The 24748-nt window shown below is 67.5% G+C and carries 30 protein-coding genes; 6 read left to right on the top strand and 24 right to left on the bottom strand.

All coding sequences use genetic code 11. The features are described 5' to 3' along the window. Positions 1-7 precede the first annotated feature (7 nt). A complete protein-coding gene (locus OG205_RS28405) occupies positions 8-796 on the bottom strand; it encodes a hypothetical protein (RefSeq protein WP_330271075.1) in 789 nt (262 codons plus the stop codon). After that, on the bottom strand, positions 796-1413 hold the full coding sequence (locus tag OG205_RS28410; RefSeq protein WP_330278244.1) for a uracil-DNA glycosylase: 618 nt from the start codon (positions 1411-1413) through the stop codon (positions 796-798). Before OG205_RS28410 ends, OG205_RS28405 begins: the two co-directional genes overlap by 1 nt. Positions 1414-1443: 30 nt before the next feature. Here OG205_RS28410 and OG205_RS28415 point away from each other — a divergent pair, with 30 nt between their 5' ends. The 3 genes from OG205_RS28415 to OG205_RS28425 are packed head-to-tail and all read left to right on the top strand — an operon-like array spanning position 1444 to position 3856. After that, a complete protein-coding gene (locus OG205_RS28415) occupies positions 1444-2901 on the top strand; it encodes a S10 family peptidase (protein ID WP_330271076.1) in 1458 nt (485 codons plus the stop codon). Beyond that, positions 2898-3323, top strand: a complete 426-nt coding sequence (locus OG205_RS28420; RefSeq protein ID WP_330271077.1) for a GNAT family N-acetyltransferase — start codon at positions 2898-2900, stop codon at positions 3321-3323. The genes OG205_RS28415 and OG205_RS28420 overlap by 4 nt, the downstream gene beginning before the upstream one ends. After that, positions 3320-3856, top strand: a complete 537-nt coding sequence (locus OG205_RS28425; protein ID WP_330271078.1) for a chloramphenicol phosphotransferase CPT family protein — start codon at positions 3320-3322, stop codon at positions 3854-3856. The genes OG205_RS28420 and OG205_RS28425 overlap by 4 nt, the downstream gene beginning before the upstream one ends. A gap of 7 nt (positions 3857-3863) precedes the next feature. Here the strand turns inward: OG205_RS28425 and OG205_RS28430 are convergent, their stop codons facing one another. From OG205_RS28430 to OG205_RS28525, 20 genes are all read right to left on the bottom strand, one after another. Further along, entirely contained in the window at positions 3864-4301 is a 438-nt protein-coding gene (locus OG205_RS28430; RefSeq protein WP_330271079.1) for a hypothetical protein, read from the bottom strand. Positions 4302-4304: 3 nt separating this feature from the next. Continuing rightward, positions 4305-4688: a hypothetical protein gene (locus OG205_RS28435; RefSeq protein WP_330271080.1), complete on the bottom strand. Its 384-nt coding sequence runs from the start codon at positions 4686-4688 to the stop codon at positions 4305-4307. 250 nt (positions 4689-4938) lie between these two features. Continuing rightward, positions 4939-5715, bottom strand: coding sequence for a DUF6338 family protein (locus tag OG205_RS28440; RefSeq protein WP_330271081.1), 777 nt, complete (start codon positions 5713-5715; stop codon positions 4939-4941). Further along, entirely contained in the window at positions 5715-5879 is a 165-nt protein-coding gene (locus tag OG205_RS28445; protein ID WP_330271082.1) for a hypothetical protein, read from the bottom strand. The genes OG205_RS28440 and OG205_RS28445 overlap by 1 nt, the downstream gene beginning before the upstream one ends. A gap of 116 nt (positions 5880-5995) precedes the next feature. Continuing rightward, on the bottom strand, positions 5996-6991 hold the full coding sequence (locus OG205_RS28450; protein WP_330271083.1) for an ABC transporter ATP-binding protein: 996 nt from the start codon (positions 6989-6991) through the stop codon (positions 5996-5998). Then, positions 6984-7970, bottom strand: coding sequence for an ABC transporter ATP-binding protein (locus tag OG205_RS28455; RefSeq protein WP_330271084.1), 987 nt, complete (start codon positions 7968-7970; stop codon positions 6984-6986). Before OG205_RS28455 ends, OG205_RS28450 begins: the two co-directional genes overlap by 8 nt. Positions 7971-7979: 9 nt before the next feature. Continuing rightward, positions 7980-8954, bottom strand: a complete 975-nt coding sequence (locus OG205_RS28460) for an ABC transporter permease (protein ID WP_330271085.1) — start codon at positions 8952-8954, stop codon at positions 7980-7982. Continuing rightward, positions 8947-9876 (bottom strand): ABC transporter permease, encoded by a 930-nt coding sequence (locus tag OG205_RS28465; protein WP_330271086.1) that lies wholly within the window; start codon positions 9874-9876, stop codon positions 8947-8949. The genes OG205_RS28460 and OG205_RS28465 overlap by 8 nt, the downstream gene beginning before the upstream one ends. 120 nt (positions 9877-9996) lie before the next feature. Further along, positions 9997-11619: a peptide ABC transporter substrate-binding protein gene (locus OG205_RS28470; protein ID WP_330271087.1), complete on the bottom strand. Its 1623-nt coding sequence runs from the start codon at positions 11617-11619 to the stop codon at positions 9997-9999. 178 nt (positions 11620-11797) lie between these two features. After that, positions 11798-12739 carry a Ppx/GppA phosphatase family protein gene (locus OG205_RS28475; RefSeq protein ID WP_330271088.1) on the bottom strand — a complete coding sequence of 314 codons (942 nt, stop codon included), beginning with the start codon at positions 12737-12739 and terminating at the stop codon, positions 11798-11800. A gap of 9 nt (positions 12740-12748) precedes the next feature. Continuing rightward, positions 12749-13300: a GNAT family N-acetyltransferase gene (locus OG205_RS28480; RefSeq protein ID WP_330271089.1), complete on the bottom strand. Its 552-nt coding sequence runs from the start codon at positions 13298-13300 to the stop codon at positions 12749-12751. After that, positions 13287-13847, bottom strand: a complete 561-nt coding sequence (locus OG205_RS28485) for a GNAT family N-acetyltransferase (RefSeq protein ID WP_330271090.1) — start codon at positions 13845-13847, stop codon at positions 13287-13289. The genes OG205_RS28480 and OG205_RS28485 overlap by 14 nt, the downstream gene beginning before the upstream one ends. Positions 13848-13898: 51 nt before the next feature. Next, positions 13899-14021 carry a DUF397 domain-containing protein gene (locus tag OG205_RS28490; protein ID WP_319980350.1) on the bottom strand — a complete coding sequence of 41 codons (123 nt, stop codon included), beginning with the start codon at positions 14019-14021 and terminating at the stop codon, positions 13899-13901. A gap of 7 nt (positions 14022-14028) precedes the next feature. Further along, on the bottom strand, positions 14029-14901 hold the full coding sequence (locus OG205_RS28495) for a helix-turn-helix domain-containing protein (protein ID WP_330271091.1): 873 nt from the start codon (positions 14899-14901) through the stop codon (positions 14029-14031). Between the two features lie 102 nt (positions 14902-15003). Then, positions 15004-16275: a lytic transglycosylase domain-containing protein gene (locus OG205_RS28500; RefSeq protein ID WP_330278245.1), complete on the bottom strand. Its 1272-nt coding sequence runs from the start codon at positions 16273-16275 to the stop codon at positions 15004-15006. 153 nt (positions 16276-16428) lie between these two features. After that, complete coding sequence (locus OG205_RS28505; protein ID WP_319980353.1) at positions 16429-16932, bottom strand: DUF501 domain-containing protein; 504 nt, start codon at positions 16930-16932, stop codon at positions 16429-16431. Further along, a complete protein-coding gene (locus OG205_RS28510; protein ID WP_330271092.1) occupies positions 16908-17402 on the bottom strand; it encodes an FtsB family cell division protein in 495 nt (164 codons plus the stop codon). The genes OG205_RS28505 and OG205_RS28510 overlap by 25 nt, the downstream gene beginning before the upstream one ends. A 12-nt stretch (positions 17403-17414) precedes the next feature. After that, positions 17415-18701, bottom strand: a complete 1287-nt coding sequence (eno, locus tag OG205_RS28515) for a phosphopyruvate hydratase (protein WP_093602704.1) — start codon at positions 18699-18701, stop codon at positions 17415-17417. Positions 18702-18850: 149 nt separating this feature from the next. Then, complete coding sequence (locus tag OG205_RS28520; protein WP_330271093.1) at positions 18851-19414, bottom strand: hypothetical protein; 564 nt, start codon at positions 19412-19414, stop codon at positions 18851-18853. A 37-nt stretch (positions 19415-19451) separates the two neighbouring features. After that, the gene (locus OG205_RS28525) at positions 19452-20675 is read right to left on the bottom strand and encodes a cytochrome P450 (protein ID WP_330271094.1); all 1224 of its coding nucleotides are present in this window, start codon (positions 20673-20675) and stop codon (positions 19452-19454) included. 15 nt (positions 20676-20690) lie between these two features. On the opposite strand from OG205_RS28525, the gene OG205_RS28530 reads away from it, so the two are divergent. Beyond that, complete coding sequence (locus OG205_RS28530; protein ID WP_330271095.1) at positions 20691-21392, top strand: alpha/beta fold hydrolase; 702 nt, start codon at positions 20691-20693, stop codon at positions 21390-21392. Here OG205_RS28530 and OG205_RS28535 read toward each other — a convergent pair. Next, a complete protein-coding gene (locus tag OG205_RS28535; RefSeq protein ID WP_330271096.1) occupies positions 21377-22117 on the bottom strand; it encodes an SDR family NAD(P)-dependent oxidoreductase in 741 nt (246 codons plus the stop codon). The two genes, OG205_RS28530 and OG205_RS28535, sit on opposite strands and share 16 nt — an antisense overlap. Positions 22118-22167: 50 nt before the next feature. Then, positions 22168-23685 carry an AfsR/SARP family transcriptional regulator gene (locus OG205_RS28540; RefSeq protein WP_330271097.1) on the bottom strand — a complete coding sequence of 506 codons (1518 nt, stop codon included), beginning with the start codon at positions 23683-23685 and terminating at the stop codon, positions 22168-22170. Between the two features lie 107 nt (positions 23686-23792). On the opposite strand from OG205_RS28540, the gene OG205_RS28545 reads away from it, so the two are divergent. Continuing rightward, a complete protein-coding gene (locus tag OG205_RS28545) occupies positions 23793-24428 on the top strand; it encodes a type IV toxin-antitoxin system AbiEi family antitoxin (protein ID WP_330271098.1) in 636 nt (211 codons plus the stop codon). After that, complete coding sequence (locus tag OG205_RS28550) at positions 24421-24567, top strand: hypothetical protein (RefSeq protein ID WP_330271099.1); 147 nt, start codon at positions 24421-24423, stop codon at positions 24565-24567. Before OG205_RS28545 ends, OG205_RS28550 begins: the two co-directional genes overlap by 8 nt. The last annotated feature ends 181 nt before the right edge of the window (positions 24568-24748 follow it).

Here is a 24748-nt window from a genome sequence, read left to right on the forward strand (position 1 = left end):
GCGCATCCTAAGTAGAGCTCACGGCCTCGAACGGGAACATCCGGAAACCGGTGCCGCAGCGGAGCGTTTGCTCCTCGTGGCGGTCCTCCCAGAACTCGACCCGCCAGCCCGGCCAGCGCGCGGCGATCTCATCGACGGTTCCGTTGAAGGTCGCGGCCGTCCAGAACCCGAACTCACGGTTCGCGAGGTCGAAATGCAGCCCGAGTTCTGGTCCGAGGTCTTCGTCGGGCTGACGCTCCCAGCCCTGTGTCGGGGTCAGCACCGCCACCGAGTCCAGCAGACCAGGACCGGCCCACAGCGGTTCGCCGTGCAGATGGTCGAGCATGTGCCCGTGCACCGAGCCGTCAGCTTGCCGGATCGTCACCAGGCAATTGGGGATGATCGGGAAATCGCCCGGTTGAAGCTGCAACACGGGGTGCCGACGTTCCGCGGCGCGCACGGTGGCCCGGTCGATTCCGAGGTAGGCCACCACGTCCTCGAGCCCGCCGTACGCCCAGCGGATCCGCCAGCCCGGCCAGGCACTTCTGATAGCGGCCAGCCTGCGCGCACGGTCGTCCACGCCGTCGTGGTGCCAGGTGAAGAGCAGCAGGACGTGGTCGACGCTGTCGATGAGTGCGGCGCCCTCGCACCAGACGTCGTCCAGCCAGTGCTCGGCCGGGTTCGTTTCACGAACGAACTCGATCACCTCCGCGGGCCCGTCCGCGAAGGTGCCGAGCAGCGGGACCGCACCGCCGTTGTCGAAGTACAGCTCCCAGCCGCGCTCGTCCACGATCACGTAGTTGGCCCTGCTGCCCATCAGCTCATCGCCCGTTTCAGCACGTCCTGCAGCATCTCCTGCGTCAGCTTCCCGGTAAACGTGTTCTGCTGCGACACGTGGTAGCAGCCGAACACCCGCAGGCCACCGAGCTCGACCTCCACCCCGTGCCCGAACTTGGGCCGAGCGGACCCCAGCAGAGGCAGGAACGCCTGCCACCCGAACGCCCCGAGCACCACCACGGACCGCAGTGACGTCATCAGCCCGAGCTCCTCGCGCAGGAACGGCGAGCACCGGTCACGTTCGGCGGGTGTCGGCTTGTTCGCGGGCGGCGCGCACCGCACCGGCGAGGCGATCCGCACGCCGTAGAGCTCCAGGCCGTCGTCCCGGGACACGGACGTGGGTTGCGAGGCCAGACCGACCTCGTACAACGCCCGGTACAGGAAGTCGCCGGAACGGTCGCCGGTGAACATCCGGCCCGTCCGGTTCGCTCCGTGCGCGGCGGGGGCGAGGCCCACGATGAGCAGTGAGGCGTCCAGCGGCCCGAAGCTCGGCACCGGCCGGCCCCAGTAGGTCTCCGAACGGAAGGCCGCGCGCTTCTCCAGAGCCACGGTCTCGCGCCACTCGACCAGGCGTGGACAGGCTCGGCAGGCCGTTATTCGATCGTCGAGTTCCGTAGTGTTGCTCCCATGTCCGAGGAGAAGACCGAAGAGAAGCCCGAGTCTCCCGCTGATGATCTGGTCACCACCCAGCACAGCATCACCGTCAAGGGCCGCGAGCTGAACTACACCGCCACCACCGGGCGGATCGTGCTCAAGGAAGAGGTGACGAAGGACGGCGTGTTCGAGGGCCACAAGCCCAAGGCCGAGGTCTTCGTCACCACGTACACACTCGACGGCACCGACCCGCTGAAGCGGCCGGTGACGTTCGCGTTCAACGGTGGGCCTGGATCCGCCAGCGTGTGGCTGCACATGGGGCTCCTCGGGCCGCGACGGGTCCTCAGTGGTGACGTCGGGAACCTCGCCGCGCCGCCGTACGGGATCGCGGACAACGAGGAGAGCCTGCTCGCCGAGAGCGACCTCGTGTTCATCGACCCGGTGTCGACCGGGTTCTCCCGGGCCGCGCAGGGTGAGAAGCCCGGCAGCTACCACGGCTACCAGCCCGACATCGAGTCCATCGCCGAGATCATCCGGCTCTGGACGGCGCGCAACGGGCGCTGGATGTCGCCGAAGTTCCTCTGCGGCGAGTCGTACGGCACGCTCCGCGCGGCCGGGCTGGCCGACCACCTGCAGAAGAAGCACGGCATGTACCTCAACGGGCTCATGCTGATCTCCTCGGTGCTCGACTTCGCGACGCTGGAGTTCAACGAGGGCCACGACCTCGGCTACACGCTCTTCCTGCCGACGTACGCGGCCATCGCGCACTACCACGGTCTGCACGGCGACCGTCCGCTCAAGGAGGTGCTTGCCGAGGCCGAGGAGTTCGCGGTCCGCGACTACCCCTACGCCCTCGCGCGCGGCAACCGGCTCAGCGACGTCGAGCGCGCCGCGACGATCGAGAAGCTCGCTCGACTGACCGGTCTGTCCGAGGACTACGTGGACGCCGTCGACCTGCGCATCGAGCACATCCGGTTCTTCACCGAACTGCTGCGCCGCGACCGCAAGACCGTCGGCCGCATCGACGCCCGCTTCACCGGCTGGGACACCGACTACGGCCGCGAGGGCATCTCCGCGGACCCGTCCATCGACGCGATCCTCGGCCCGTACTCCGCGGTGCTCAACCACTACCTGCACGCCGAGCTCGGCTACTCCAGCGACCTGCCGTACGAGGTGCTCGCGCGGATCATCGAGAACTGGTCGTACAAGGAGTTCGAGGGCCGCCACGTCACGACGGCGGGCAAGCTCTCGGCGGCGATGCGGGCGAACCCGCACCTCAAGGTGCACGTCGCGTTCGGCTGGTTCGACGGCGCCACGCCGTACTTCGCGGCCGAGCACCTGATCGCGCACCTGCAGATCCCGAAGGAGCTCACGGCGAACATCGAGTCGGCCTACTACCCGGCCGGCCACATGATGTACGTCCACGAGCCCAGCAGGATCCAGCAGTCCGAGGACCTCGCGGCGTTCGTGCGGAACTCGTCCAACACGTGATCCTCGACCTGTCCGACGACACCGTCCTGCACGAGCTGTGGACGGTGCAACGGCTGGCGTACGCCGTCGAGGCCGAGATCATCGGCTTCGACGGCATCCCTCCGCTGCACGAGTCGCTCGACGAACTCCGTGCCTGCGACGAGACTTTCCTCGGGCTCTACGACGAGGAGGGTCTCGCCGGCGCGGTGTCCTACCAGCTCGACGGGTCCACTGTGGACATCTGCCGGCTGGTCGTGCACCCGCGGGCGCATCGCCGTGGCATCGCGTCGAAGTTGCTCGACGCGCTGCCGCAGGGGCCGCAGACAGTCAGCACCGGCACGAAGAACGAGCCCGCGCTCACCCTGTACCGCAGGCGCGGGTTCGTCGAGACCGGCACGCGCGAGGTCGCTCCAGGGGTGACGCTCACGGACCTGAGCCGGTGATCATCTTCCTCAACGGGACGTCCAGCTCCGGCAAGTCGAGCATCGCCGCGGAACTGCTCAAGGTGCTGGACACCCCGTACTTCCACCTGGCTGTCGACGCCTTCGGTGCCATGCGGTCGGTCGAGCGCACGCTGGAGCTCGACGGGCCCGCGATCACCGAGGTCCTGCGCCGCACGAGGGCGGGCTTCCACCGTGCCGTCGCGGGGATGGCGCAGGCGGGCAACGACCTCGTGGTCGACCACGTGCTGAGCGAGCCGTGGCGCCTTCAGGACTGCCTCACCGTCCTGGACGGCCTGGACGTCGTCCTCGTGGGCGTGCACTGCCCTCCAGACGAGCTGGAGCGGCGCGAACGGGCGCGGGGCGACCGGACGCCGGGGCACGCCGCCCAGCAACTCCAGAGCGTCCACCAGCACGGTCTCTACGACTTCGAGGTCGACACCGGCACCGGCAGCCCGCGGGAGTGCGCGCTCGCGATCAAGGACTTCCTCGGCCGGGCACCCGCGCAGCGCGCCTTCGACGTGCTGCGCGGGTGAGTGAGCCCTAAGCCCACTTGGTGTCGATGCAGTTCGCGTCCACGTAGTCGCGGACCATCGCCGGATCGCCGGACGAGGCCTTGGCGGCCGCGTCCCGCACGAACTGGCGTCCTGCTGTGTCGGCCTCCGGCGGGTACCGGGTCACGAGGTGCTCGATGGCGTCGAGCGCCGTGGCCGCGTGCGTCTGGTCTCCTCGTGCAACCGCCGCGTCCCACGAGCGGTACCAGGCGCAGGTGTTCACGACCGCGAGTGCCTGACGTGCGAAGCCCTGCTCACTCTGAGCCGGCGCCGTCGCCTTGATCAGCGCCTCCAGGTCGGGCCGGACGTCCGACGGCCATTTCATCGCCGAATAGAGCGAACGCACCTCGTCCGAATATCCGGCAGGCTCGGCCGCACTCGCGCCACATCCCGCGACGAACAACACCAGCAGGAGAGCGAACCGCATTTCTCAGCTCACGTTCCAGCGGACGTTGCCGTTCCAGGTGTCCGTGGAGTTGCTGCCGTACGACTTCGCGGAAAGACAGAAGACCGTGCTCGCGCGGAAGCCGGAGCCGATCCGCACGTACGGCGTCGGGTCCGCGTTCTGGAGCCTCACCGCGGATCCCTCGGACCCGCCTGAGCAGCGACGCCACTTGACGTCGATCTCGGGCCCGTCGGTCTTGCGCACGTAGATGTTGCTACCGCCGACGGTCACCGTCCGCTGGGTGCCGTAGTTGACCCACTCGCCTTTCCGCAGATTTCCGGAAAGACCGCTTTCACTCGCACTGGCGGGCACGGCGGTGGCGACCAATGCGCCGATGATTCCGACCGCGACCAGGAACGTCTTTTTCATCACTGCTTACTCCCCAGGCTCGGGAAACTGAACGCGATGAAAAGTAGTGACGGCGACCTGAACCGGGATACCGCCGGAAGAGCAGCGGCCGCCCAGTGCGACAGCCACTTGGATAATCACCAACTAGGCCGAGAGAGTGACGCCAAGCCACCAGCAGGGTGCCGCCGAACACGGTGAACGCCGGAGGTGCGGGCAAAACGAAGGAGGGGCCACACCGGCGTCAGCAGCCCGCGGGACTGCGCCGAAGCCATCAAGGAGTTTCTGGGCCGGCCGCCTGCTCGACGGGCTTTCGAGGTGCTGCGTCGGCGGTGACGGGCCGCCGGGCCGAGTCGACGCGCGTGCCCGTCTCGGCGTCGAGGTACTGCACGCGCATGAACCTGATGCGAGCACCGGGAATGACGACGCGCTCCCAGTCGCGGCCGATGACCGTGGTCTTCTTCTCGTCGCCACCGGTGACGGGCTCGCCGACGTAGGTCAGCTTCGTGCCCTCCAGCACGATCTCACGGGTGTCCGGATCGCCGGCGGCGTCGTAGGACCGCAGGAACCCGAAGAACGAGCTGCCGTCCTCCAGCATCACGTGCACCCAGCACAGCGCGTTCGGCGGACGATCCTCCCGGAACACCTTGACCCACGCCGACTGCTTGCCGAGCGACCGCGGCTGCCGTCGCCGACGGGCCAGCACGGCGTCGAACGCCAACGCCAGCAAGCAGGCCAGCACCAGCTCGGCGACCGCGCTGTAGCCGAGCAGCGCCACGTTCTGCTTCACGTAGTCGGGCTTGGCCACCACCGCGTTCAGGTCGGCGAAGAGCTTCCAGCCGAACCACTTCGCGGCGAGAGCGTGGACGCCGAGCAGGATCGCGGTCGAGGCCACGGTGAAGGCGAGACTGCTCAAAGCGACCCGCGACGCCTCGCGGAACACCGTCTCCTTGGGGCCTGCCCGCCGCTGTTCCCGCAGGAGCTCGAAGACGATGCCGGGCGCGACCAGGGCGAGGAACGAGGCCAGCGCCCCGATCGTCTGCGGAACCACTAGTCGATGCTCCCGGAGACAGGAGGCGGCAGCCGGTCTTCCGCGTCGTGGAACTCGTGCGGTGGCCTCCAGCGCTGCGCGGGCCCGCCTGGGTCGTAGTCCTCGTCGGCGGGCACGTCGTAGTCGGCAGGAGGGGGCTTCGGAACGCTGTCAGGCTCGGTCATGCCGGCTCCGCGGGTAGATCGTCAACGCCGGAACCAAGCTAGCACCGCCGCGTGCACCGGCGTCCGGGAACGAGAAAGGGCCGCGCCCGCAGGCACGGCCCTTCCCTCACAAGCGATCAGACGACCGCGCGCTCCTCCGCGAAGTGGCACGCGGCGGGGTGACCGTCGTTGCGCACCACGAGCTCGGGAACCTCGGTCGCGCAGATGTCCTGCGCCTTCCAGCACCGCGTGCGGAACCGGCAGCCCGAGGGCGGGTCGATCGGCGACGGCACGTCACCCGTCAGGCGGATGACGTCGCGCCGGCCGCGCTGGGTCGGGTCCGGCACCGGCACGGCGGACAGCAGCGCCTGCGTGTACGGGTGCATCGGCCGCTCGTAGATCTCTTCCTCGGTGCCGATCTCGACGATCTTGCCGAGGTACATCACCGCGACGCGGTCCGACAGGTGGCGGACCACCGACAGGTCGTGCGCGATGAAGACGTACGAGAGACCCATCTCGGACTGCAGGTCGCCCAGCAGGTTCATGACCTGAGCCTGGATCGAGACGTCCAGAGCGGACACCGGCTCGTCGCACACGATCACCTTGGGCTTCAACGCCAACGCGCGGGCGATGCCGATGCGCTGGCGCTGACCGCCGGAGAACTGGTGCGGGTACCGGTTGATGTGCTCCGGGTTGAGACCCACGGTCTCCAGCAGCTCCTGGACCTTGCGCTGCCGGTCGCCCTTGGGCGCGACCTCGGTGTGGATCTCGTACGGCTCACCGACGATGTCGCCGACCGTCATGCGCGGGTTCAGCGACGTGTACGGGTCCTGCAGCACGATCTGGATGTCGCGCCGCAGCTTGCGCAGCTCCGAGCCCTTCATCGCGAACATGTCGCGACCCTCGAAGCGGGCCATGCCCGACGTCGGCGGCTCCAGGCGCATCAGCACCTGGGCCAGAGTGGACTTGCCACAACCGGATTCGCCCACGACACCAAGGGTTTCGCCCTTGTTGAGCGAGAACGAGACGCCGTCGACGGCCTTGACGTGGCCCACGGTGCGCTTGAACAGCACGCCGACGCGGACCGGGAAGTGCTTGACGAGGTTCTCGACCTCAAGAATCGGCTCAGCCACGAGCGACAACCTCCTCCGCGATGTGGCACCGGCTGGTGCGGCCCATGCCGAGGTTGTGCACGACCGGCACCTCGGTGGAGCACCTGTCGAACACGCGCGGGCAGCGCGGGTTGAACGGGCAGCCGGGTGGGATGTTGGTCAGCGACGGCGGCAGACCCTTGATGGTCTTGAGCTCCTGGCCGCGCAGGTCGACGCGCGGCAGGGACTCGAGCAGCGACTCGGTGTACGGGTGGCCCGGCGCGCGGAACAGCTCGTACACGTCGGCGTGCTCGACGATGCGGCCCGCGTACATGACCGAGATCCGGTCCGCGACGTCGGCGACGACGCCGAGGTCGTGGGTGATCAGGATCATGCCCATGTCGCGTTCCTTCTGGATCTCCGCCAGCAGGTCCATGATCTGGGCCTGCACGGTGACGTCCAGCGCGGTCGTGGGCTCGTCCGCGATCAGCAGCTCCGGGTCGAGAGCCAGCGACATCGCGATCATCGCGCGCTGCCGCATACCGCCGGAGAACTGGTGCGGGTAGTCGTTGACGCGACCCTTGGCGTTCGGGATCTTGACCTGGTCGAGGAGCTCGACCGCCCGCTTGCGAGCGTCCGCTTTGGACATCCCGCGGCGGACCTTGAGCTGCTCCTCGATCTGGAACCCGATGGTGAACACGGGGTTCAGCGCCGAAAGCGCGTCCTGGAAGATCATGGCGATGCCCTCGCCACGAACCTGGCGGCGCTCTTCCGCCGACTGGGTCAGCAGGTCCTCACCGCGGAACTTGATCGTGCCGTTGGTGATGAACCCCGGCGGCGTGTCCAGGATGCCCATGATCGTCTGGGCGGTCACGGACTTGCCGGAACCGGATTCACCCAGCACCGCAAGGGTTTCGCCCGCCGAGACGTGGTAGGAAACGCCGTTGAGCACCTTCGCGACACCGTCGCGGGTGCGGAATTCCACGTGGAGATCCTCGACCTCCAGCAATGGCTGAGTCACAGGATTCCCCTATCGGGACTTGGGGTCGAGGGCGTCGCGCACGGCGTCACCGAGCATGACGAAGGCCAGCACGGTGATCGTGACGAAGCCCGCGGGGAACAGCAGCATGTGCGGAGCCGACTGGAAGTAGTCGCGCGACTCCGAGATCATCACGCCCCACGACACCACCGGCGGACGCAGGCCGATGCCGAGGAACGCCAGCGTCGCCTCGGCGCCGATGAAGGCACCCAGGGCGATCGTCGCGTACACCAGCACGGGCGCCACGGTGTTCGGCAGCAGGTGCCGGAACACGATCCGCAACGGCGAGGCGCCGAGACCGCGAGCGGCCTTGACGTAGTCCTGCTGCTTCGCGACCAGGGTCGCCGAACGCATGATGCGCATGGCCACCGGCCACGACAGCACGGCGATCGAGAGCACCACCTGCGTGATGATCCGGAAGACGCCGGGGTTCTCCGTGGGCGCGTTGAGCGTCGTCAGGATGACGATCGCACCGAGCACGAACGGGATGCCGGCGAAGATGTCGCTGAACCGCGACAGCAGGCTGTCGATCCACGTCTTCGCGTAGCCCGCGATGATGCCGACGGTCGACCCGATCAGCACGGTCAGCAGCGTCGCGAAGATGCCGACCAGCAGCGACGCGCGAGCACCGTGCATGGCACGGGCGTAGACGTCGTAGCCCTGCAGGTCGTAGCCGAACCACGCGGCACCCGAAGGCGGCTGCAGCGACTTGTCGAGATCGGCGTGGCGGGGGTCGACCGACGTGAACAGCGTCGGCCAGATCGCCATCAGGACGATGATCGCGATGATCACCAGCGAGATGATGAACGTGGGCTTGCTGCGAAGCTCACCCCACGCGTCGCTCCAGAGCGAGCGTGGCTTCTTCTGCTTCTGCGACGAGTCGTCGACGTGGCTGAGCTGGTCGACACCTGCCGCCGCGGACGCCTCGAGTCCGGCTCCGCCGGACACGGATCCTGGGTCACTCATAGCGAATCCTCGGGTCGAGAACGGCGTACAGGAGGTCGACGATCAGGCTCATCAGCAGGTAGACGAGGACCAGCAGGGTCACGATGCCCGTGACCATGATGCCTTCCTTCTCCTGGATGCCGCGGAAGATCAGACCGCCGATGCCGTTGATGTTGAAGACGCCCTCGGTGACGATCGCGCCGCCCATGAGGCTGCCGAGGTCGGTGCCGAGGAACGTGATCACCGGGATCAGAGAGTTGCGCAGCAGGTGGATGCCGACGACGCGGCTCTGCGGCTGGCCCTTCGCGATGGCCGTGCGCACGTAGTCCGCGCGCCGGTTCTCGACGATGCTCGACCGGGTCAGCCGGGCCACGTAGGCCATCGAGAGACTGCCGAGCACGAAGCCGGGCAGGATCAGCTCGCCGAACGTCGGATCGGAACTGACGGACGTGTCCATCAGGTCGAAGCCCTGCGGGCCGAGGTAGAGCCGCAGCACGAAACCGGTGACGAACACCGGCAGCGAGATCAGGAACAGGGTCGAGACCAGGACCAGGTTGTCCAGGAAGCCCTGCTTGCGCAGACCGGTGAGGACGCCGGCGATGATGCCGATGACGGCCTCGATGATCAGCGCGATGAGGCCCATCTTGAGGGTGATCGGCCACGAGGTGCCGATCTGCTCACCGACGGACACGCCGTTGAAGGTGGTGCCGAAGTCGCCGACGATCAGGTTGCCCAGGTACTTGAAGTACTGGAGCAGCAGCGGGTCGTTGAGGTTGAGCTTTTGGCTCATCTCGGCGATGTAGGCGGGGTCGCACGGCCGTTGGCCGCACTTGCCGGCGAAGGGGTCCTGCGGGATGGCCCAGACCAGGGCGTAGATCAGGAAAGTGGTCCCCAGGAAGACCGGTATCAGCTGCAGCAGACGGCGCAGCACATAGCGACCCATGAGGTCGGCTCCTTGCGTGGTGGGGGGCGCCCAAGGTCCTGAACACCGCACCGGCCCCGCGCCCGTAACGCTCGAGGGACGCGGGGCCGGACGTGTGTTCAGAACTCAGGTGTTAGGCAATCAGGCCTTGACGCGGAACGACTCCAGGGCGCCCTGACGCTTGAACGACATCTTGGCGTCGAGCAGGTTCTTGGAACGGCCGCCGATGCCCTTCTCGTTCCAGGTCGGCATGGAGGGCAGGTCCTTGGCGATGATGTCCTCTGCCTGCTGGTAGAGCTTGATCGCCTCGTCCTCGTTGGCCGTCTGGTCGGCCTTCTTGAGCAGGGCGTCGACCTCGGGCTTCGAGTAGTTCGAGTCGTTGGACGAACCACCCGTGCGGTACAGCGGGTTGAGGAAGTTCTCGATCGACGGGTAGTCGGCCGACCAGTCCGAACGGCTCATGCCGGTCAGCTGCTTGCCGTCGACGATCTGACGGAACGCACCGAAGTTGGTGGCGCCGACGAACTCGCACTCAAGACCCAGTGCCTGCTTGATGCTGTTGCAAGCCGCCTCGAGAGGCTCCTTGCGGCCACCGTCCTGGTTGGACTGGATGGTCAGCTTGCCGGTGAAGCCGGACTCCTTGAGGAGCTCCTTGGCCTTCTCCGGGTTGTACTTGCAGTACTCGCCGCAGGTGTCCGCGCGGTAGCCCTTGATGCCGGGCGACACGAAGCTGGTGGACGGCACGTACGAGCCGGCCAGCACGGTCTTCGTGATCTGCTCGCGGTTGATGGCCATCGAGACGGCCTGGCGCAGCTTGACGTTCTTGAACGCCTCGATGTACTGCGGGAACGCGATCGCGCTCTGGCCGAGCAGGTTCGCGGTCACGACGGCGTCGCCGAGGTCGGCCTTGTACTTCTCGCCGACCTTGGCCGACGGGGGCAGGGCCTCCATGAAGTCCAGCTTGCCCGCGACCAGGTCCTGGTACGCGGTCTCCTGGGAGGAGTAGATCTTGTAGTCCAAGGTCTTGAAGTGGACCTTGTCCTCGCCCTTGTAGTCGTCGAAGCGCTCCATCTTGATCAGCGCGTTCGGCGTGCGGGAGACGAACTTGAGCGGGCCGTTGCCGATCGGCTTGGCCTCGGCGGCCTTCGGGTCCGCGAAGAACGAGTCGGCCATCGGCGAGAACGGCGTGTAGCCGATCATCGTGGTGAAGACCGAGGTCGGACCGTTGAGGGTGACCTTGAACTCGTAGTCGCCCACGAGCTCGAGACCGGACATCTTGTCCTTGGCCGGCTTGGCGTTCTCGTCGGCCGGGTGCACGTCCTCGAAGCCCGCGATCGGGGCGAAGAACGATGCCGCCTGCTGAGCGTTCGGCGCGTACGCGGCCCAGTTCCAGGCGTCGACGAAGTTCTTCGCCTTGACCTCGGTGCCGTCGTGGAACTTCCAGCCCTGCTTGATCTTGATGTTGTAGACCTTGGCGTCATCCGACTTGATCGAGTCGGCCATCAAGTTGTAGGGCGCGCCGTCTTCGGTCTTGTAGCCGACCAGCCGAGAGAACAGCGAGTCGGTGACCTTGCCACCGCCTGCCTCGGTCGTGTTGGCCGGGAACAAGGTGCTCTTGGGCTCGGTGCCGTAGATGGACACCGTGCCGTCCGGGTTGTCCTTGCCATCGGTGGCGTTGGTGCTACCGCCACCGCCGCCGCACGCAGTAAGCGTCATGGCGAGCGCAGCTGGCAAAGCCACCCACGCAACCCGTGATCGCGACATCAGTCTCTCCCGCCTTTCCCCGGCGCCGCTCCGCAGATATTGCGTGCGCGCGCCTCCCCGGGAGGTCTCGTCCACCTCCCAAAACGTGAGAGGACGTTAACCGGGGCGTCCAGTGGTACGCGCACCGAAATCGGTCACAAAATTGTCACGATCACCTCAAGCGCACCTTAATTCGGCGCTAGACCAGCGAAAACGCGATGCCGTCGAGGATGTCGTGCTCGCTGCACACGAGCGTGCGAATTCCCGCGCGATTCTCCAGCTCCTCGGCAATCGCACGCAGTACCACCGCTCCACCGCAGATCACATCCACTCGACCGGGATGCATGGGTCCCAGCGAGGCACGCTCATCATGCGTCATGGAGAGGATACGGTCGGTGATTTCACGAACATTGTCAAGTGTGATGCGGGAGAGGTGAATATCGTCGCTGTTGTACACCTCCAACCCCTGGACCAGGGCTGACAATGTCGTAACCGTGCCGGCGACGCCGATCCACGTCTTCGCCTTCTCCACGGGGACGACTTCGAAAGCCTCTTTGATCGCCGCGCGCGCAAACGCTTCCGCTTGTTCGATTTCGTCCTTCTTCGGCGGATCGGAGTGGATGAACCGCTCCGTGAGCCGCACGCAGCCGATGTCCATCGACCTCGCGGCCTCCACGTCGGGGCCCGTGCCGAGGACGAACTCGGTGCTGCCACCACCCAGATCGGTGACGAGGAAGGGTCCCTCGTCCGGGTCGAGATCGGCCACCGCGCCGAGGTAGGACAGCCTTGCCTCCTCGTCCCCGGTGATCACCTCCGCGGGCGCGCCGAGGATCGACTCGGTCATGCCGAAGAACTCGTCGCGGTTGCTCGCGTCCCGCGTGGCACTCGTCGCCACCATCCGTGCGACTTCCACGCCCTTGCGCTGCATCGTGCGCGCGTAGTCGAGAAGAGCCTGGCGCGTGCGTTCGATCGCGTCGGGGTGCAACCGTCCGGTCGCGTCCACGCCCTGCCCGAGCCGGACGATCTTCATCTCGCGATGGACGTCCCGCAGCCACGCCGTGCCGTCCTCGCGCTTCGTCACGTCCGCGATCAAGAGCCGGATCGAGTTGGTTCCGCAGTCGATGGCCGCGACCCGCGACATGGGCACTCCTCAGTGGTTCCGATGTTCTTCTGCAAGCATCGCGTACACGAAGCAGTCGGCCCACTCGCCCTTGAAGAACTCGTGGTGCCGGAAGTGCGCCTCCCTGCGCATGCCCAGCCGTTCCATCAGCCGCCACGACGGCTCGTTGCGCACCTCGCACTCGGCGACGATCCGATGCAGCCCGAGCCCCTCGAACCCGATCTCGAGCATCACCTCGGCCGCCTCCCGCGCGTACCCGTGGCCCTGGAACTCGGGGTTGAAGATGTAGCCGACCTCGCCCTGCCGGTGCTCCTCGCTGCGCCAGGTGATGTCGACCTCGCCGATGACGCGGCCGCCGAGCGTGACCGCGGTGGCCAGCCACTGGCCCTCTTCGATGATCTCGCCCTGCCCGATCCACTTGGCCAGGTTCTCCGCGGCCTGCGCGCGCGTGTACGGCTCGTCGTGGAGGTAGCGGGTGACCTCGGGGAGCCTCCGGTACGCGAGGACGTCGTCGAGATCGCTCGGTCTGAAGGGCCTGAGGACGAGCCGGTCCGTCCTGATCGGGAAGTCAGGTCTGAGCACGGTCGTACTCCTCTTCCAGGAGCGCGTAGACGAACAGGTCGCCCCACTCGCCCTTGAAGATCTCGTTCTGCCGGAAGTGCGCCTCCCTGCGCATGCCGAGGCGTTCCATCAGGCGCCACGACGGCTCGTTGCGCGGATCGCACTCGGCGACGATCCGGTGCAGGCCGAGGTGCTTGAACCCGAGTTCGAGCATGGTTCCGGCGGCCTCGGAGGCGTAGCCGTGGCCCTGGAACTCGGGGTTGAGGCTGTAGCCGATCTCGCCCTGCCGGTCCTTCTCGCTGCGCCACTTGAGGACAGCGCTGCCGATGACCCTGTCCGCTTCCGGCAGGTGCACGGCCAGCGCGAGCCGTTGGCCCTCCTCGGTGAGCTCGTTGTCGCTCACCAGCTTGGCCAGCAGCTCCGCGCACTCCTCGCGGCTGACGGACTCCTCGTAGAGGTAGCGGAAGACGTCCGGGCGGGAGCGGTAGGCGTAGAAGTCGTCGAGGTCGCCCGGCTCGAAGGGGCGGAGGTGGAGGCGGGCGGTCTTCAGCGGGTAGTCGAGACGCACACCGGCACCATGCCAAGGAACGCGCTCCGTGCCACCCGATTTACCTCAGGCTCATGGCACTTTCACGAGGTGGAGGAACGCCGACCACGCCTGCTCCGACACCGGGAGGTGGGTGGCGGGGGCCTTGCTGTCGCGGATGCCGACGCCGTGCCCGACCTCGACGCAGTCGCTCACATTCCCGCTATAGCTGCTCTTCCGCCAGATCGACAAGCGAAACGCCCCCTTGGGCCTCAAGGCTGCTGATCAGTCTCCTCGACTCTTCAGCATCCAACGCGTGCTTGTCGAGCCACTTCAACACATCGTCGTAGGCATCCAGGCTCTCCTTGTCGTCCAGGAACAAGCCGGTCCGCAAGGCTTCGACCCAGATGGCTGGCTCGTACTGGTAGTACTCCAGCTTGACGAACGGGCCACCCCCACCAGCGTGTGCGCCGATCGCCGCAGGCACGACTCTGATGGTGATGTAGGGGCGCACCGCCATCATCAGGAGGTGGAGCAACTGGGTCCGCATCATGTCCGGGCCGCCGACTTGCAACCGGAGCGCGTTCTCATGGATGTAGAAGAGGAACTCCCGGCTGCGGTCGAAGATCACCTGCCGGTCGAGCTTCAACCGGATCAGCTCGTCGAAGTCGGATGGCTTGATGACCGCCGAATTCTCCAACTGCGCGCGGATGTAGCCAGCGATCTGAAAGAGGCCCGGCACGTAGGTCAACGACCATGTCGTGATCTTGTTCGCGAGCCGTTCCTGATCGATGAGAGCACGCAGTGGGACCGGCTCTCCGTCTTCGTAGAACTGGAGCCAGCCCTTCTCCCGTGTCTCACGGTAGAGCGCGACCATGCGGTCGACTTCAGCGTGAGGGACGCGGCAGTAGGAGAGCAGCCGGATCAGGTCGACCTCGCTGATGCCGCCCTTGCCGTTCACCGCGTCGGAGAGCTTGGCTTCCTGCCAGTCCAGCAGTTCGGCGAGTCTGCGTTGGGTCATGCCGCTCTGTTCGATGGCGTCGCGGACGCCCTGACCGAACTCCCGGCCCACCACGCTTGAGTTGCGCTTCGGCATGCAGACGAAGCTAGGAGACGAGATCCCCTTCACTCCAACGTTTCTGCCCGAATCGCCCCGAACGAAGTACGGGTTGGAATCGTTCCAACCCGACACGCCGGGCTAGCTGGGCGTACTCGTGACCAGGCTCTGCGAGCTGGGGGCGGCCGAGCTCGCGGCGCTGCTGCTGCCGGCGGGGCTCGTGGACGACGTCGTGGCGCCGGTGGACGAGTTCTGCTGCGGCGGCGTGGTTGTCGTCGTCGTAGTGGTGGTCGTCGTGGTCGTCGTGGTGGTCGGCGGCGTCGTGGTTGTCGTCGTCGTGCACGTGGACGGCGGCGGCGTGGTGGTCGACGTGGACGTCGAAGTCGTCGTCGAGCTGGTGGTGGTCGGCGGCGTCGTGGTCGGGCAGACCGGCGGCGTCGTCGTGGTCGTCGTGGTCGTCGTGGTCGTGGTCGTCGGCGGCGTCGTGGTGGTGGGCGGGTTCGTCGGCGTGCCCGGATCCGGGTTGCCCGGCGTCGGGTTCTGCGCGTTGTCTCCGGTGGTTGGGAGGTTCGGCAGGATGTCGACGTTCTCGCTGTACTGCTTGGCCCACTTGAGGACGGTCTCGACGTACGTCGTGGAGTGGTTGTAGCGGAAGACGGCGGCGGCTCGGTCGGCCTGCTTCGTCAGGTCGCCGCCGCCGGCGCAGAGGTAGCGGCCGGCGCCCAGGGCGGCGTCGTAGATGTTGTTCGGGTTGACGTTGCCGTCGTCGTTCAGGTCGCCGCCGAAGCTCGCCCACGTCGCGGGGATGAACTGCATCGGGCCGACCGCGCGGTCCCAGGTGCTGTCGCCGTCGAGGCGGCCGGCGTCGGTGTCGCTGATGGCGGCCATGCCGGGGGCGCCGTTGAGGACCGGGCCGAGGATCTTGGGGGTGGCGTCGCCGACGGCGTTCACGCGGCCGCTGTTGGCGTGGTTCGACTCGACCTTGCCGATGCCCGCGAGCAGTGCCCAGTCGAGGTTGCAGCCGGGGACGAGCTCGGCCATCTTGTCCTCGGCGCGGAGGTAGGCCTCGACCATGATGCCGGGGATGTCGTGCACGCCCGCGACGTCGTCGAGCAGGCTGCCCTCGTCGAGGTCGAGGTCGCCGTCCTCGAGGTCGGCGAGCAGTGCGGCGCTCAGTTCCTCGGACAGCGGCAGGCGGCCGGACGCGCCGAGCTCCGCCGGGTCGCGGTGCAGCGCGCCGAAGACGTCGGCGGGGCCGAGCGAGACGTTGATGTCGTTGTGCTTCGCGAGGTTGACCCAGTCGACGAGCTTGGTGCCGACGATCATCGCCGGGGCGAGCATCGCAGCCAGCGCAGCGACAGCGAAGCCCTTTTGCCTAGGCGTCAACGCCGACGGTCCGCGCAGTTTGGCCATTGCCACGAATTCTCACCTCTCGTGTGTCATCGCGGCTCGCCGTCCTGCAGTTACGGCGAACGCCCCCGTCGAGTGACCTGTTCCACCCTGCCCCACTACGAAGCCTAGGTGTACCCAAGACGGAGTGAAGCGTGCGTTCGGTTCCGTTGACCGTTAACTCGCTGCGCAATCGCCCGCCGGCCACAGTCCCTGCTCGCTCAGAAGAGCCAGCGCCTCGTCCCCCATGGGGTTGACGCCGGGGCCCTTCGCGAGGGCGTGGGCGACGTGCACGTGCAGGCACTTGACCCTGACCGGCATGCCGCCCGCGGTGACCTGGGTGCCCAGGGACTCGATGGCGTCGCGCTCGGCCAGGTACGCCTCGTGCGCGCGCTGGTAGGCGGCCGCGAGCTCGGCGTCCACCGCCAGACGATCCTGCTGCTCCTTCATCAGCCCGCCGCCTTCCAGCGTGCTGACCAGCGAGTTCAGCTTGGGGCAGGTCAGGTAGTACAGCGTCGGGAACGGCGTCCCGTCGGGCAGCCGCGGGTTCGTCTGCACGACGTTCGGGTGCCCGCTGGGGCACCGCGAGGCGATCGCACGTGTCCCGCGCGGCGTGCGGCCGAGCTGCTGAGCGACCGTTTCCAGGTCAGCAGCACTTACTTGTGCGTCACCGATTCCCACAGTTCCTCGTACCAAGACCCTTGTGCCGCCTGCTTGCCCGACGGCCTCTCCGTTTCAGTGTTGCGACTCTCGTCACCCGGCAGTTGCACGATGTAGGGAGTCTCGCCCGGCCGCACCCAGTGCAACCGCTTGCGCGCCTCGATCTCCACGTACGCCGGGTCTTGCAGCTGGGACTTGCGCTGTTCCAGTGCGGCGACCGTCTCCCTCAGCTTCTGCTGTTCGGCACCCACGTCGCGCAGCTCGTCGCGCTGCGAGAGGTAGGTCCGCAACGGGACCGCGATGCTCAGCGCCAGTGCGCACAGCACCATCGCGAACATCGCGGCCCGTCGCGTGCCGGTCATGCCGAACGCGCCACCCGTGCCCTCACTGCGCCGCGATGGCGCCTTCGGACGGGGTGGCTTGCGCGCGCGTGCGGGCCTCGCCTCCCGCTCTTCGCGGGGGCGACGGGGACGACGCGCGCGCTCGGCCATGCGTTAAGCCTCTCAGCTCTCCGGCGTGTAGCGCGGGAACGCGAGCTCGCCCGCGTAGCGCGCCGCGTCGCCGAGGCTCTCCTCGATGCGCAGGAGCTGGTTGTACTTCGCGGTGCGCTCACCACGCGCCGGAGCACCGGTCTTGATCTGGCCGGCACCGGTCGCGACGGCGAGGTCGGCGATGGTCGTGTCCTCGGTCTCGCCCGAGCGGTGCGACATCATCGACTTGTAGCCGTACGACGTGGCCAGCGAGACCGCGTCGAGCGTCTCGGAGAGCGTGCCGATCTGGTTGACCTTCACCAGCAGCGCGTTGGCGGCGCGGCGGGAGATGCCCTCCTCCAGGCGCTCCGGGTTCGTGACGAACAGGTCGTCGCCGACGATCTGGACCTTCTCGCCCAGCTCGGCGGTCATCTGGACCCAGCCGTCCCAGTCGTCCTCGGACAGCGGGTCCTCGATGGAGACCATCGGGTAGTCGCGGACCAGCTCGGAGTAGTAGCCGATCATCTGCTCGGCGGACCGCTTGTTCTTCTCGAACGTGTAGGCGCCGTCGGAGAAGAACTCCGTGGCCGCCACGTCGAGCGCGAGCGCGATGTCACGGCCCGCCCGGTAACCGGCCTTCTCGATGGCCTCGAGGATCAGGTCGAGCGCGTCGCGGTTGCTGCCGAGGCTCGGCGCGAAACCGCCCTCGTCGCCCAGGCCGGTCGCGAGGCCCTTGCTCTTCAACACGGACTTCAGCGCGTGGTAGACCTCGGTGCCCCAGCGCAGGCCCTCGCGGAACGTCTCCGCGCCGATCGGCGCGATCATGAACTCCTGGATGTCCACCTCGGTGTCGGCGTGCGAACCACCGTTGAGGATGTTCAGCATCGGCACCGGCAGCACGTGGGCGTTCGGTCCGCCGATGTAGCGGAACAGCTCCAGGCCGGAGCTCGTCGCCGCCGCCTTCGCGACCGCGAGGCTCACGCCGAGGATCGCGTTGGCGCCGAGACGCCCCTTGTCCGGCGTGCCGTCCAGGTCCACGAGCTTCTGGTCGACGATGCGCTGCTCGACGGCCTCGATGCCGACCAGCTCGGGCCCGATCTCGTCGAGCACCGCGGTCACCGCGCGCTCGACGCCCTTGCCGCCGTACCGCTTGGCGTCGCCGTCCCGCAGCTCCACCGCCTCGTGCTCACCGGTCGAAGCTCCGGACGGAACAGCAGCACGCTCCAGCGTGCCGTCGTCCAGCGCCACCTCGACCTCGACGGTGGGGTTGCCGCGAGAATCCAGGATCTCGCGTGCTCCGACCTGCTCGATGACCGCCACTTGCGCTCCCTGTTTCTCCTGCGTCTCGTCTCGCGACGAGCCTACTTGGGCCAGGTGACCGGCAGGGGGTCGCCACCGTCAGATCACAGTGAGCCCTTCACGCCTGTCTACTGAATCGTGCCAGACGCTCTACGTGCTGCCTACTGCCCTCAGCCGACCTTCATCAACGTCTGGTCCGCCTGCATGACCATGGTGGGCAGGAACGACCTCACCAGTTCCTCGCTGTCGGTCCCGACGGTCACCTTGACGATCAGGTCCCCGCGCAGGAGGAACGCTTCGCAGTCCCACTGGCCCTCCCCGACGTCAGCCAGGCTGTGGCAGAAGGCGTACGAGTCGTCGGCACCCTGCAGCCCTGGAAGCTCGACATCCGGTTCGACCTCGCGCAGCGGCTTGTTGATCTCGCCGACGTAGGTCTTGCACGAATGAGCCTTGGCACGCACCGTGTCGAGGACGTGCGCCCCGCTGACGCCGACCAGTCCGAACACCTGCTCCTCGAGGTACAGAGGTGCATCCCAGAACCGCCTGCGAGAGGTCGAGACGCCGAGGTCGACGCGCGCGCCCAGACACACGGCGCTGAGCCTGCCGTCGGTGATGGCGAGCTTGCTGTCCGGGGTCGAGGCCGTGGGTGCCGGCGACGAGGGTGGCGGCTCGGCTGGGGATGGCGAACAGGCCGTCAGCAGCCCAGCACAAACAAGCGTGATCGCGTGACGCATCACTTCAGTCCCCCAGGACAGTTCGTGAGTCGGGCGCTCAGGCTAAACGAACCGGCAGGTGCTTCACGCCGTTCTGGAAGTTCGACCGCAACCGGCTGACCTCCCCGTCCAGCTCCAGCATCCCCGGCAGGTCCAGCACCGCGTCGAACACGGCCCGCATCTGCGTCCGCGCCAACTGCGCGCCCAGGCAGAAGTGCGGCCCGTGCCCGAAGCTCAGGTGGTCGGCCTCCCGCCGCCCGACGTCGAACCGATCCGGGTCGGTGAACACGCGCTCGTCCCGGTTGGCGGAGGAGAACCAGACGACGACCTTGTCCCCCGCCCGGATCTCCTGGCCGGACAACGAGGTGTCCTGCACGCACGTGCGGCGGAAGTGCATGACCGGTGTCCACCAGCGCAACATCTCTTCCACCGCAACGGGAAGCAGCGAACGGTCTGCGCGCAGGCGTGCGTACTGGTCTGGGTGCGTGAGCAGCGCGATCATGCCGCCCGGGATGCCGTTGCGCAGGGTTTCGTTGCCCGCCACGGAGAAGAGCCAGAAGAGGTTCTCGAACTCCTCCAGCGAGATGTCCTCCTGCATGAGGTTGCTCAGGACGTCTTCGGACGGATGCGCGCGCTTGTACGAGCCCAGCGCGTGCGCGTAGGCGTAGAGGTCGGGCATGCCGTCGCGGGCGCGTGGGTCGCGGCCGTCGTCGGGACGAACCTCCAAGGCTTGAAGGGCCATGTCGGTCATGCCCGCGGTCGAGCTGGACGACAGCGCGTAGTCCGGGTCCTGGAAGCCGATCACTCGGTTGCTCCAGTCGTAGAGCAGCGCTCTGTCCTGGCGCGGAACGCCGAAGACGTCGGCCAGGGTCAGCAGCGGCAGGTCGGCGACGGCACCGGCGAAGTCTCCGGACAGGCCGGCCACGATCTCGCGGGCGTTCGCACGGATGCGGTCTTCCAGGAGCGCGACGGCGCGGGGTGTGAAAGCCCTGGTCAGCATGCGGCGCAACCGTGAGTGCTCTGGCGGGTCCTGGTTGAGCATCATGCGCTGGACGTAGGCCAGATCGGCAGGCAGAGGGTCGCGGATCTGGGTGGCGCCGCGGTGTGAGGAGAAGACGGCGGGCGTGCGAAGGACCGTGCGGACGTCCTCGTGGCGGAAGACGGCCCAGAAGTCGTCGATGCGCACCACGTTCTTTTCGCGCAGCCGGGTTAGTGCGTCGTGCGGGACTCCCGAGGTATACGTGTCCGGGTCGACGATGAGGTCGGCATCGGTCCTGGGCATAGAACGGATTCTGACGTGCTTCATGTCGAACGTGGTGGAAACGGGCCGTTGCTGGTGCTGTTGCACGGGCTGGGCGCTACCGGCGAGGTGTGGCAGGACGTCGTGAAGGACTGGGAAGGCAGCTGGCTCGTGCCCGACCTGCCTGGTCACGGACGTTCAAGCCAGATCGACCGGTACTCGTTCGGTTCGTTCGCGGCGGCCGTCGCGGACGAGATCCCGCGGGAGCCCGTCACGATCGTCGGGCACTCGCTGGGCGGCGTCGTCGGACTGACGCTGGCGAGCGGGTGGTTCGGGGTCGAGGTCACGACCTGCGTCGGCGTCGGGATCAAGGTCCAGTGGACCGACGAGGAGCTCACCAAGGCCGCCGCACTCGCCGCGAAGCCCGGGAAGGTCTTCGCCACCGAGGAGGAAGCGGTCGAGCGGGCGTCGAAGATGGCCGGGGTGAAGCTGCAACACGGCGTGTCCGAAGTGGACGGTGGATGGGCACCGTCGCTGGACATGAAGGCGTTCGGCGTGGGCCGGCCGGACATGGCCGGACTGATCATGGCCGCACAGGCCCACGTCGTGCTGGCGGCGGGCGAGAACGACCCGATGAGCCCTCAGGAACACCTGCGGGAGCTGGTGCCCGAGCCGGTGATGTTCCCCGGCACGGGCCACAACGTGCACGTCGAGTCGCCCTCGTCGCTGCGCACCGTGCTGGCTCAGCTCGCCACGTAGCCGCCGTCGGCCGTGATGACCGAGCCCGTGATGAAGCTGGCCTTGTCGGAAGCCAGGAACAGCACGGCCTCCGCGATCTCCTCCGGCTGGCCGACGCGCTGGAGGGGAAGGTCCTTCGCGATCGCCTCGAACACCTCACCGGCTTCGGCCAGTGCCTTGTCGGTGGCGACCGGGCCGGGCGCGACCGAGTTCACGCGGATGCCGGCGGGGCCGAACTCGATGGCCCACGAGCGGGTCAGCGCGTCCATCGCGGCCTTGGAGGCGTTGTAGACGGAACCTACCGGGGTGCCGACGACGGCCGCGATCGACGAGACGTTGACGATCGCGCCCTTGCCCTTGGCGACCATCGCCGGCGCGAGGGCGGCGGTGAGGAAGTAGGTGCCGCGGACGTTGACGTCGAACACCTGCTGGTAGACGTCGACGGACTGCTCGGGCGTCGGCGAGAACGGGAAGATGCCCGCGTTGTTGACGAGCACGTCGACCTCGCCGACCTCCTCGGCGAGCTTGCGGACGTCGTCGACGCTGGCGACGTCCGAGACGATGAAGTGACCGGTGCCGCCGGCCTGCTCGATCAGCGCGACGGTCTCCTTGCCGAGTTCGGCGCGGCGACCGGTGAGGTAGACGGTGGCGCCCGCCTCCGCGAGCTTGACCGCGATCGAGCGGCCGATGCCGGAGGTGGCGCCGGTGACGAGTGCCTTCTTGCCTGCGAGTTCCTTCGTTGACATGTCTACGAACTTGCCGACGCCACATCGTCAAGCCATAAATTCCGAATGAATCAGCTGGTCAGCACCGGCATCCGCCATCCGAAGTACAACCGCACGAAGCTCGGTAGCCGGTACTGGCCGAGCACCAGCGGTTCGATCAGGTGCACGTCGGCGAGAGCCTCCAGCACGTACTCGATCGCGCCGGGCTCGACGCCGGACATCTCCGCCGCCTCGCACACGTCGATCACGTCCGCGTCGCGGCGCGCGAAGCACCGCAGCAGATGACGCTCCTGTTCGGTGAGCTGCTGCTCCGCCTTGATCATCGGCGCCAGCACGGCCGTGCAGTCGGACGGGATGGCGGCGCCGAGCCACTTCTCGCGCTTCATCTGGGCCAGCAGCATCCCGACGGTCCAGCTCGGCCGGCCGGTGAGCTTGCCGCCGAGCACGCGGATGGGGTTCGGCAGGTACGAGACGCGCGCCAGCACCTCGTCCGCCACGCCCGCCTCGGCATCGGCCCTGGCGGGGTCGAGGACCCTGCGGAAGAACTGGTTCGCCTCGGCCTCGGTCAGCCCGGCGAGCTTCACCCAGGTCACGCTGGGCAGCTCGTTCCAGCGCCGAACACTCGTGAGGATCATGGCCGAGCCCGGGGTGTGCAGGTCCGTGACCTGGGCGGGGTCGTGGACGTCGTCGACGACGATCAGAAACCGCTTGCCGCGCGCCTTTTCCCGCCACAGCGCGGCTTTGTCGCCGTGGGGGTTCTCGACGCCGACCGCGCGCAACAGCTCGTTGGCGACGTCCTTGCCCCGGACGAAGATCTGCCCGTCCGGGTAACCGTGTTTGGCGAGGTGCGCGATGTGCGTGGCCAGCGCCGTCTTGCCGCTGCCGTGCATGCCGGTGATGCCGACGGTGCGCGGGAGTGCCTGGAGTGCCTGCGCGATCTCGGTCGTGCGGCCGGTGAAGTCGGGCAGGCCGGGCGGCAACTGCTCCGGCCGGCGCGTCAGGTTCAGCTCGCCCCGCAGGATCTGCGCGTGCACCTCGCGCAACTCGGGGCCGGGTTCGAGGCCGAGTTCGTCGTTGAGCAGGGCACGCGCCTGATGGAACTGCTCCAACGCGTCGGCCTGCCTGCCGTCGCGGTAGAGGGCCTGCATCAGCAGGGCGCGCGTCCGTTCCCTGAGCGGGAAGGCCGCGACGTGCTTCTGCAGTTCGAGGACGTCCATCTCGCGTTCGAGCAGGGCTTCGCGGCAGTGCAGCCGTTCGTTGGCGATCCTGGCCCGCTGGGCCTCGAAGTAGGTGCTGCTCAGGCCTTGCAGCGGCTCGTCGCGGCAGTCGTCGAAGATCTCGGCCCTGAGCGTGTAGCCACCGTCCTTGGACTTCAGGTCCAGCCCGGGGATGGCCTTGCGGATCTTGTACGTGTACGTCCGCAACGCCATGACGGCGCTCGGCGTCGGGTCGTCCCAGACCATGCCGATCAGCTGGTCGTTGCTCAGCCGCATGCCGTTGTTCAGCAGCAACGCCGCCAGCACCGCGCGCTGCTGGCGCGGCCCCAGGTCGATCTCCTCGTCGTCTCGCCAGGCTCGTACCGGACCCATCAGTGAGAAGCGCAGGCTCATGCAACGTGACAACGCCCGCGGGCATTCCCGGCATGCCCAGCGCAAACGAGTACTATGAACGTAGGCTCCGAGCCTACGGAGGTCGTATGAATGACCGCGTCACCATCCCGACCAAGCTAGCCAGAAGAGAAAACAAGGTCCTGCGCCCGAGGGACGCGGAAGACGTGTACGCCCACCCTCGCAGCGAGTTCGAGCGACTGCTCGAACAGGCGGTGCTCAGCCACATCAGCACCGGCTACTACGCGCTGGCCCCGATGGAACGGCTGGGCGATCCACGATGGCGCCCGGATCTCGCCGCGGCGGCGCTCGGGGTGGCCCAGGCCGACTACGGCAAGGACGCCGTGGCGCTCATGAGCATCACCGCGGCACGTCGTCACGGCGCCTTGCCCCGAGCCATCGGCACGGCAGTCGTCGCCGTGCCGAAACAGCGGCCCGTTCTGCACACCAGCGTGGGTGACGTGGTCTTCGTGAAGCGTGACGTGAGCCGACTCGACCTGGAGCGGGTGGAAACCGAGCTGACGGCGGGATGGATGACCACTCCGGAGCAAACGGCCCTGGACGTCGCCGCTCGGCCACAACTCGGCGGCATCGGGGAAGCCGATGCCCGGTCGATCCTGCGGGCACTGATCCGCAAGATCGACTGGACCGTCGCCGAGGAGCTCGCGCGTGCTCAGCACCGGCCGGGAGCGCTGGCACGGATGAAGGAGGCCGCGGGTGCTTGAGCACGGGGAACTCGCCGCGGTGGCCGACCTGTGGACGCCCGATCGTTCCGCGGTCGCCACCGCACTCGACGAGCAGCTGTCGCGGTCGAGCCGGGCGTTCTCGTCGCGACGTCCGATCTCCGCGTCCGAGTCCAGCTGATCGATCACGAGGACTGGGCACGCTGGCCGAGTGAGGCCGTCCGGATCGAGACCAGGTACAGCGACATCACGTCGGATGTCGTGCTCAAAGTTCCTACGTTGCGGGCGTTCGCGCGGCCGGCCTGGTCCGCGACGCGACGGGCGCCTCGGTGCAGAAGTACGAATTCGCCTCACTGCCTTCG

Source organism: Lentzea sp. NBC_00516 (genome assembly GCF_036346835.1).
Lineage (GTDB): Bacteria > Actinomycetota > Actinomycetes > Mycobacteriales > Pseudonocardiaceae > Lentzea > Lentzea sokolovensis.

Excerpts from the sequence above, each read along its gene's own strand:
- OG205_RS28405 (WP_330271075.1), bottom strand. The coding sequence starts at position 796 with ATGGGCAGCAGGGCCAACTACGTGATCGTGGACGAGCGCGGCTGGGAG.
- OG205_RS28415 (WP_330271076.1), top strand. The coding sequence starts at position 1,444 with ATGTCCGAGGAGAAGACCGAAGAGAAGCCCGAGTCTCCCGCTGATGAT.
- OG205_RS28430 (WP_330271079.1), bottom strand. The coding sequence starts at position 4,301 with ATGCGGTTCGCTCTCCTGCTGGTGTTGTTCGTCGCGGGATGTGGCGCG.
- OG205_RS28435 (WP_330271080.1), bottom strand. The coding sequence starts at position 4,688 with ATGAAAAAGACGTTCCTGGTCGCGGTCGGAATCATCGGCGCATTGGTC.
- OG205_RS28445 (WP_330271082.1), bottom strand. The coding sequence starts at position 5,879 with ATGACCGAGCCTGACAGCGTTCCGAAGCCCCCTCCTGCCGACTACGAC.
- OG205_RS28460 (WP_330271085.1), bottom strand. The coding sequence starts at position 8,954 with ATGAGTGACCCAGGATCCGTGTCCGGCGGAGCCGGACTCGAGGCGTCC.
- OG205_RS28465 (WP_330271086.1), bottom strand. The coding sequence starts at position 9,876 with ATGGGTCGCTATGTGCTGCGCCGTCTGCTGCAGCTGATACCGGTCTTC.
- OG205_RS28470 (WP_330271087.1), bottom strand. The coding sequence starts at position 11,619 with ATGTCGCGATCACGGGTTGCGTGGGTGGCTTTGCCAGCTGCGCTCGCC.
- OG205_RS28475 (WP_330271088.1), bottom strand. The coding sequence starts at position 12,739 with ATGTCGCGGGTCGCGGCCATCGACTGCGGAACCAACTCGATCCGGCTC.
- OG205_RS28495 (WP_330271091.1), bottom strand. The coding sequence starts at position 14,901 with ATGCCGAAGCGCAACTCAAGCGTGGTGGGCCGGGAGTTCGGTCAGGGC.
- OG205_RS28500 (WP_330278245.1), bottom strand. The coding sequence starts at position 16,275 with ATGGCCAAACTGCGCGGACCGTCGGCGTTGACGCCTAGGCAAAAGGGC.
- OG205_RS28510 (WP_330271092.1), bottom strand. The coding sequence starts at position 17,402 with ATGGCCGAGCGCGCGCGTCGTCCCCGTCGCCCCCGCGAAGAGCGGGAG.
- OG205_RS28520 (WP_330271093.1), bottom strand. The coding sequence starts at position 19,414 with ATGCGTCACGCGATCACGCTTGTTTGTGCTGGGCTGCTGACGGCCTGT.
- OG205_RS28525 (WP_330271094.1), bottom strand. The coding sequence starts at position 20,675 with ATGCCCAGGACCGATGCCGACCTCATCGTCGACCCGGACACGTATACC.
- OG205_RS28535 (WP_330271096.1), bottom strand. The coding sequence starts at position 22,117 with ATGTCAACGAAGGAACTCGCAGGCAAGAAGGCACTCGTCACCGGCGCC.
- OG205_RS28540 (WP_330271097.1), bottom strand. The coding sequence starts at position 23,685 with ATGGGTCCGGTACGAGCCTGGCGAGACGACGAGGAGATCGACCTGGGG.
- OG205_RS28545 (WP_330271098.1), top strand. The coding sequence starts at position 23,793 with ATGAATGACCGCGTCACCATCCCGACCAAGCTAGCCAGAAGAGAAAAC.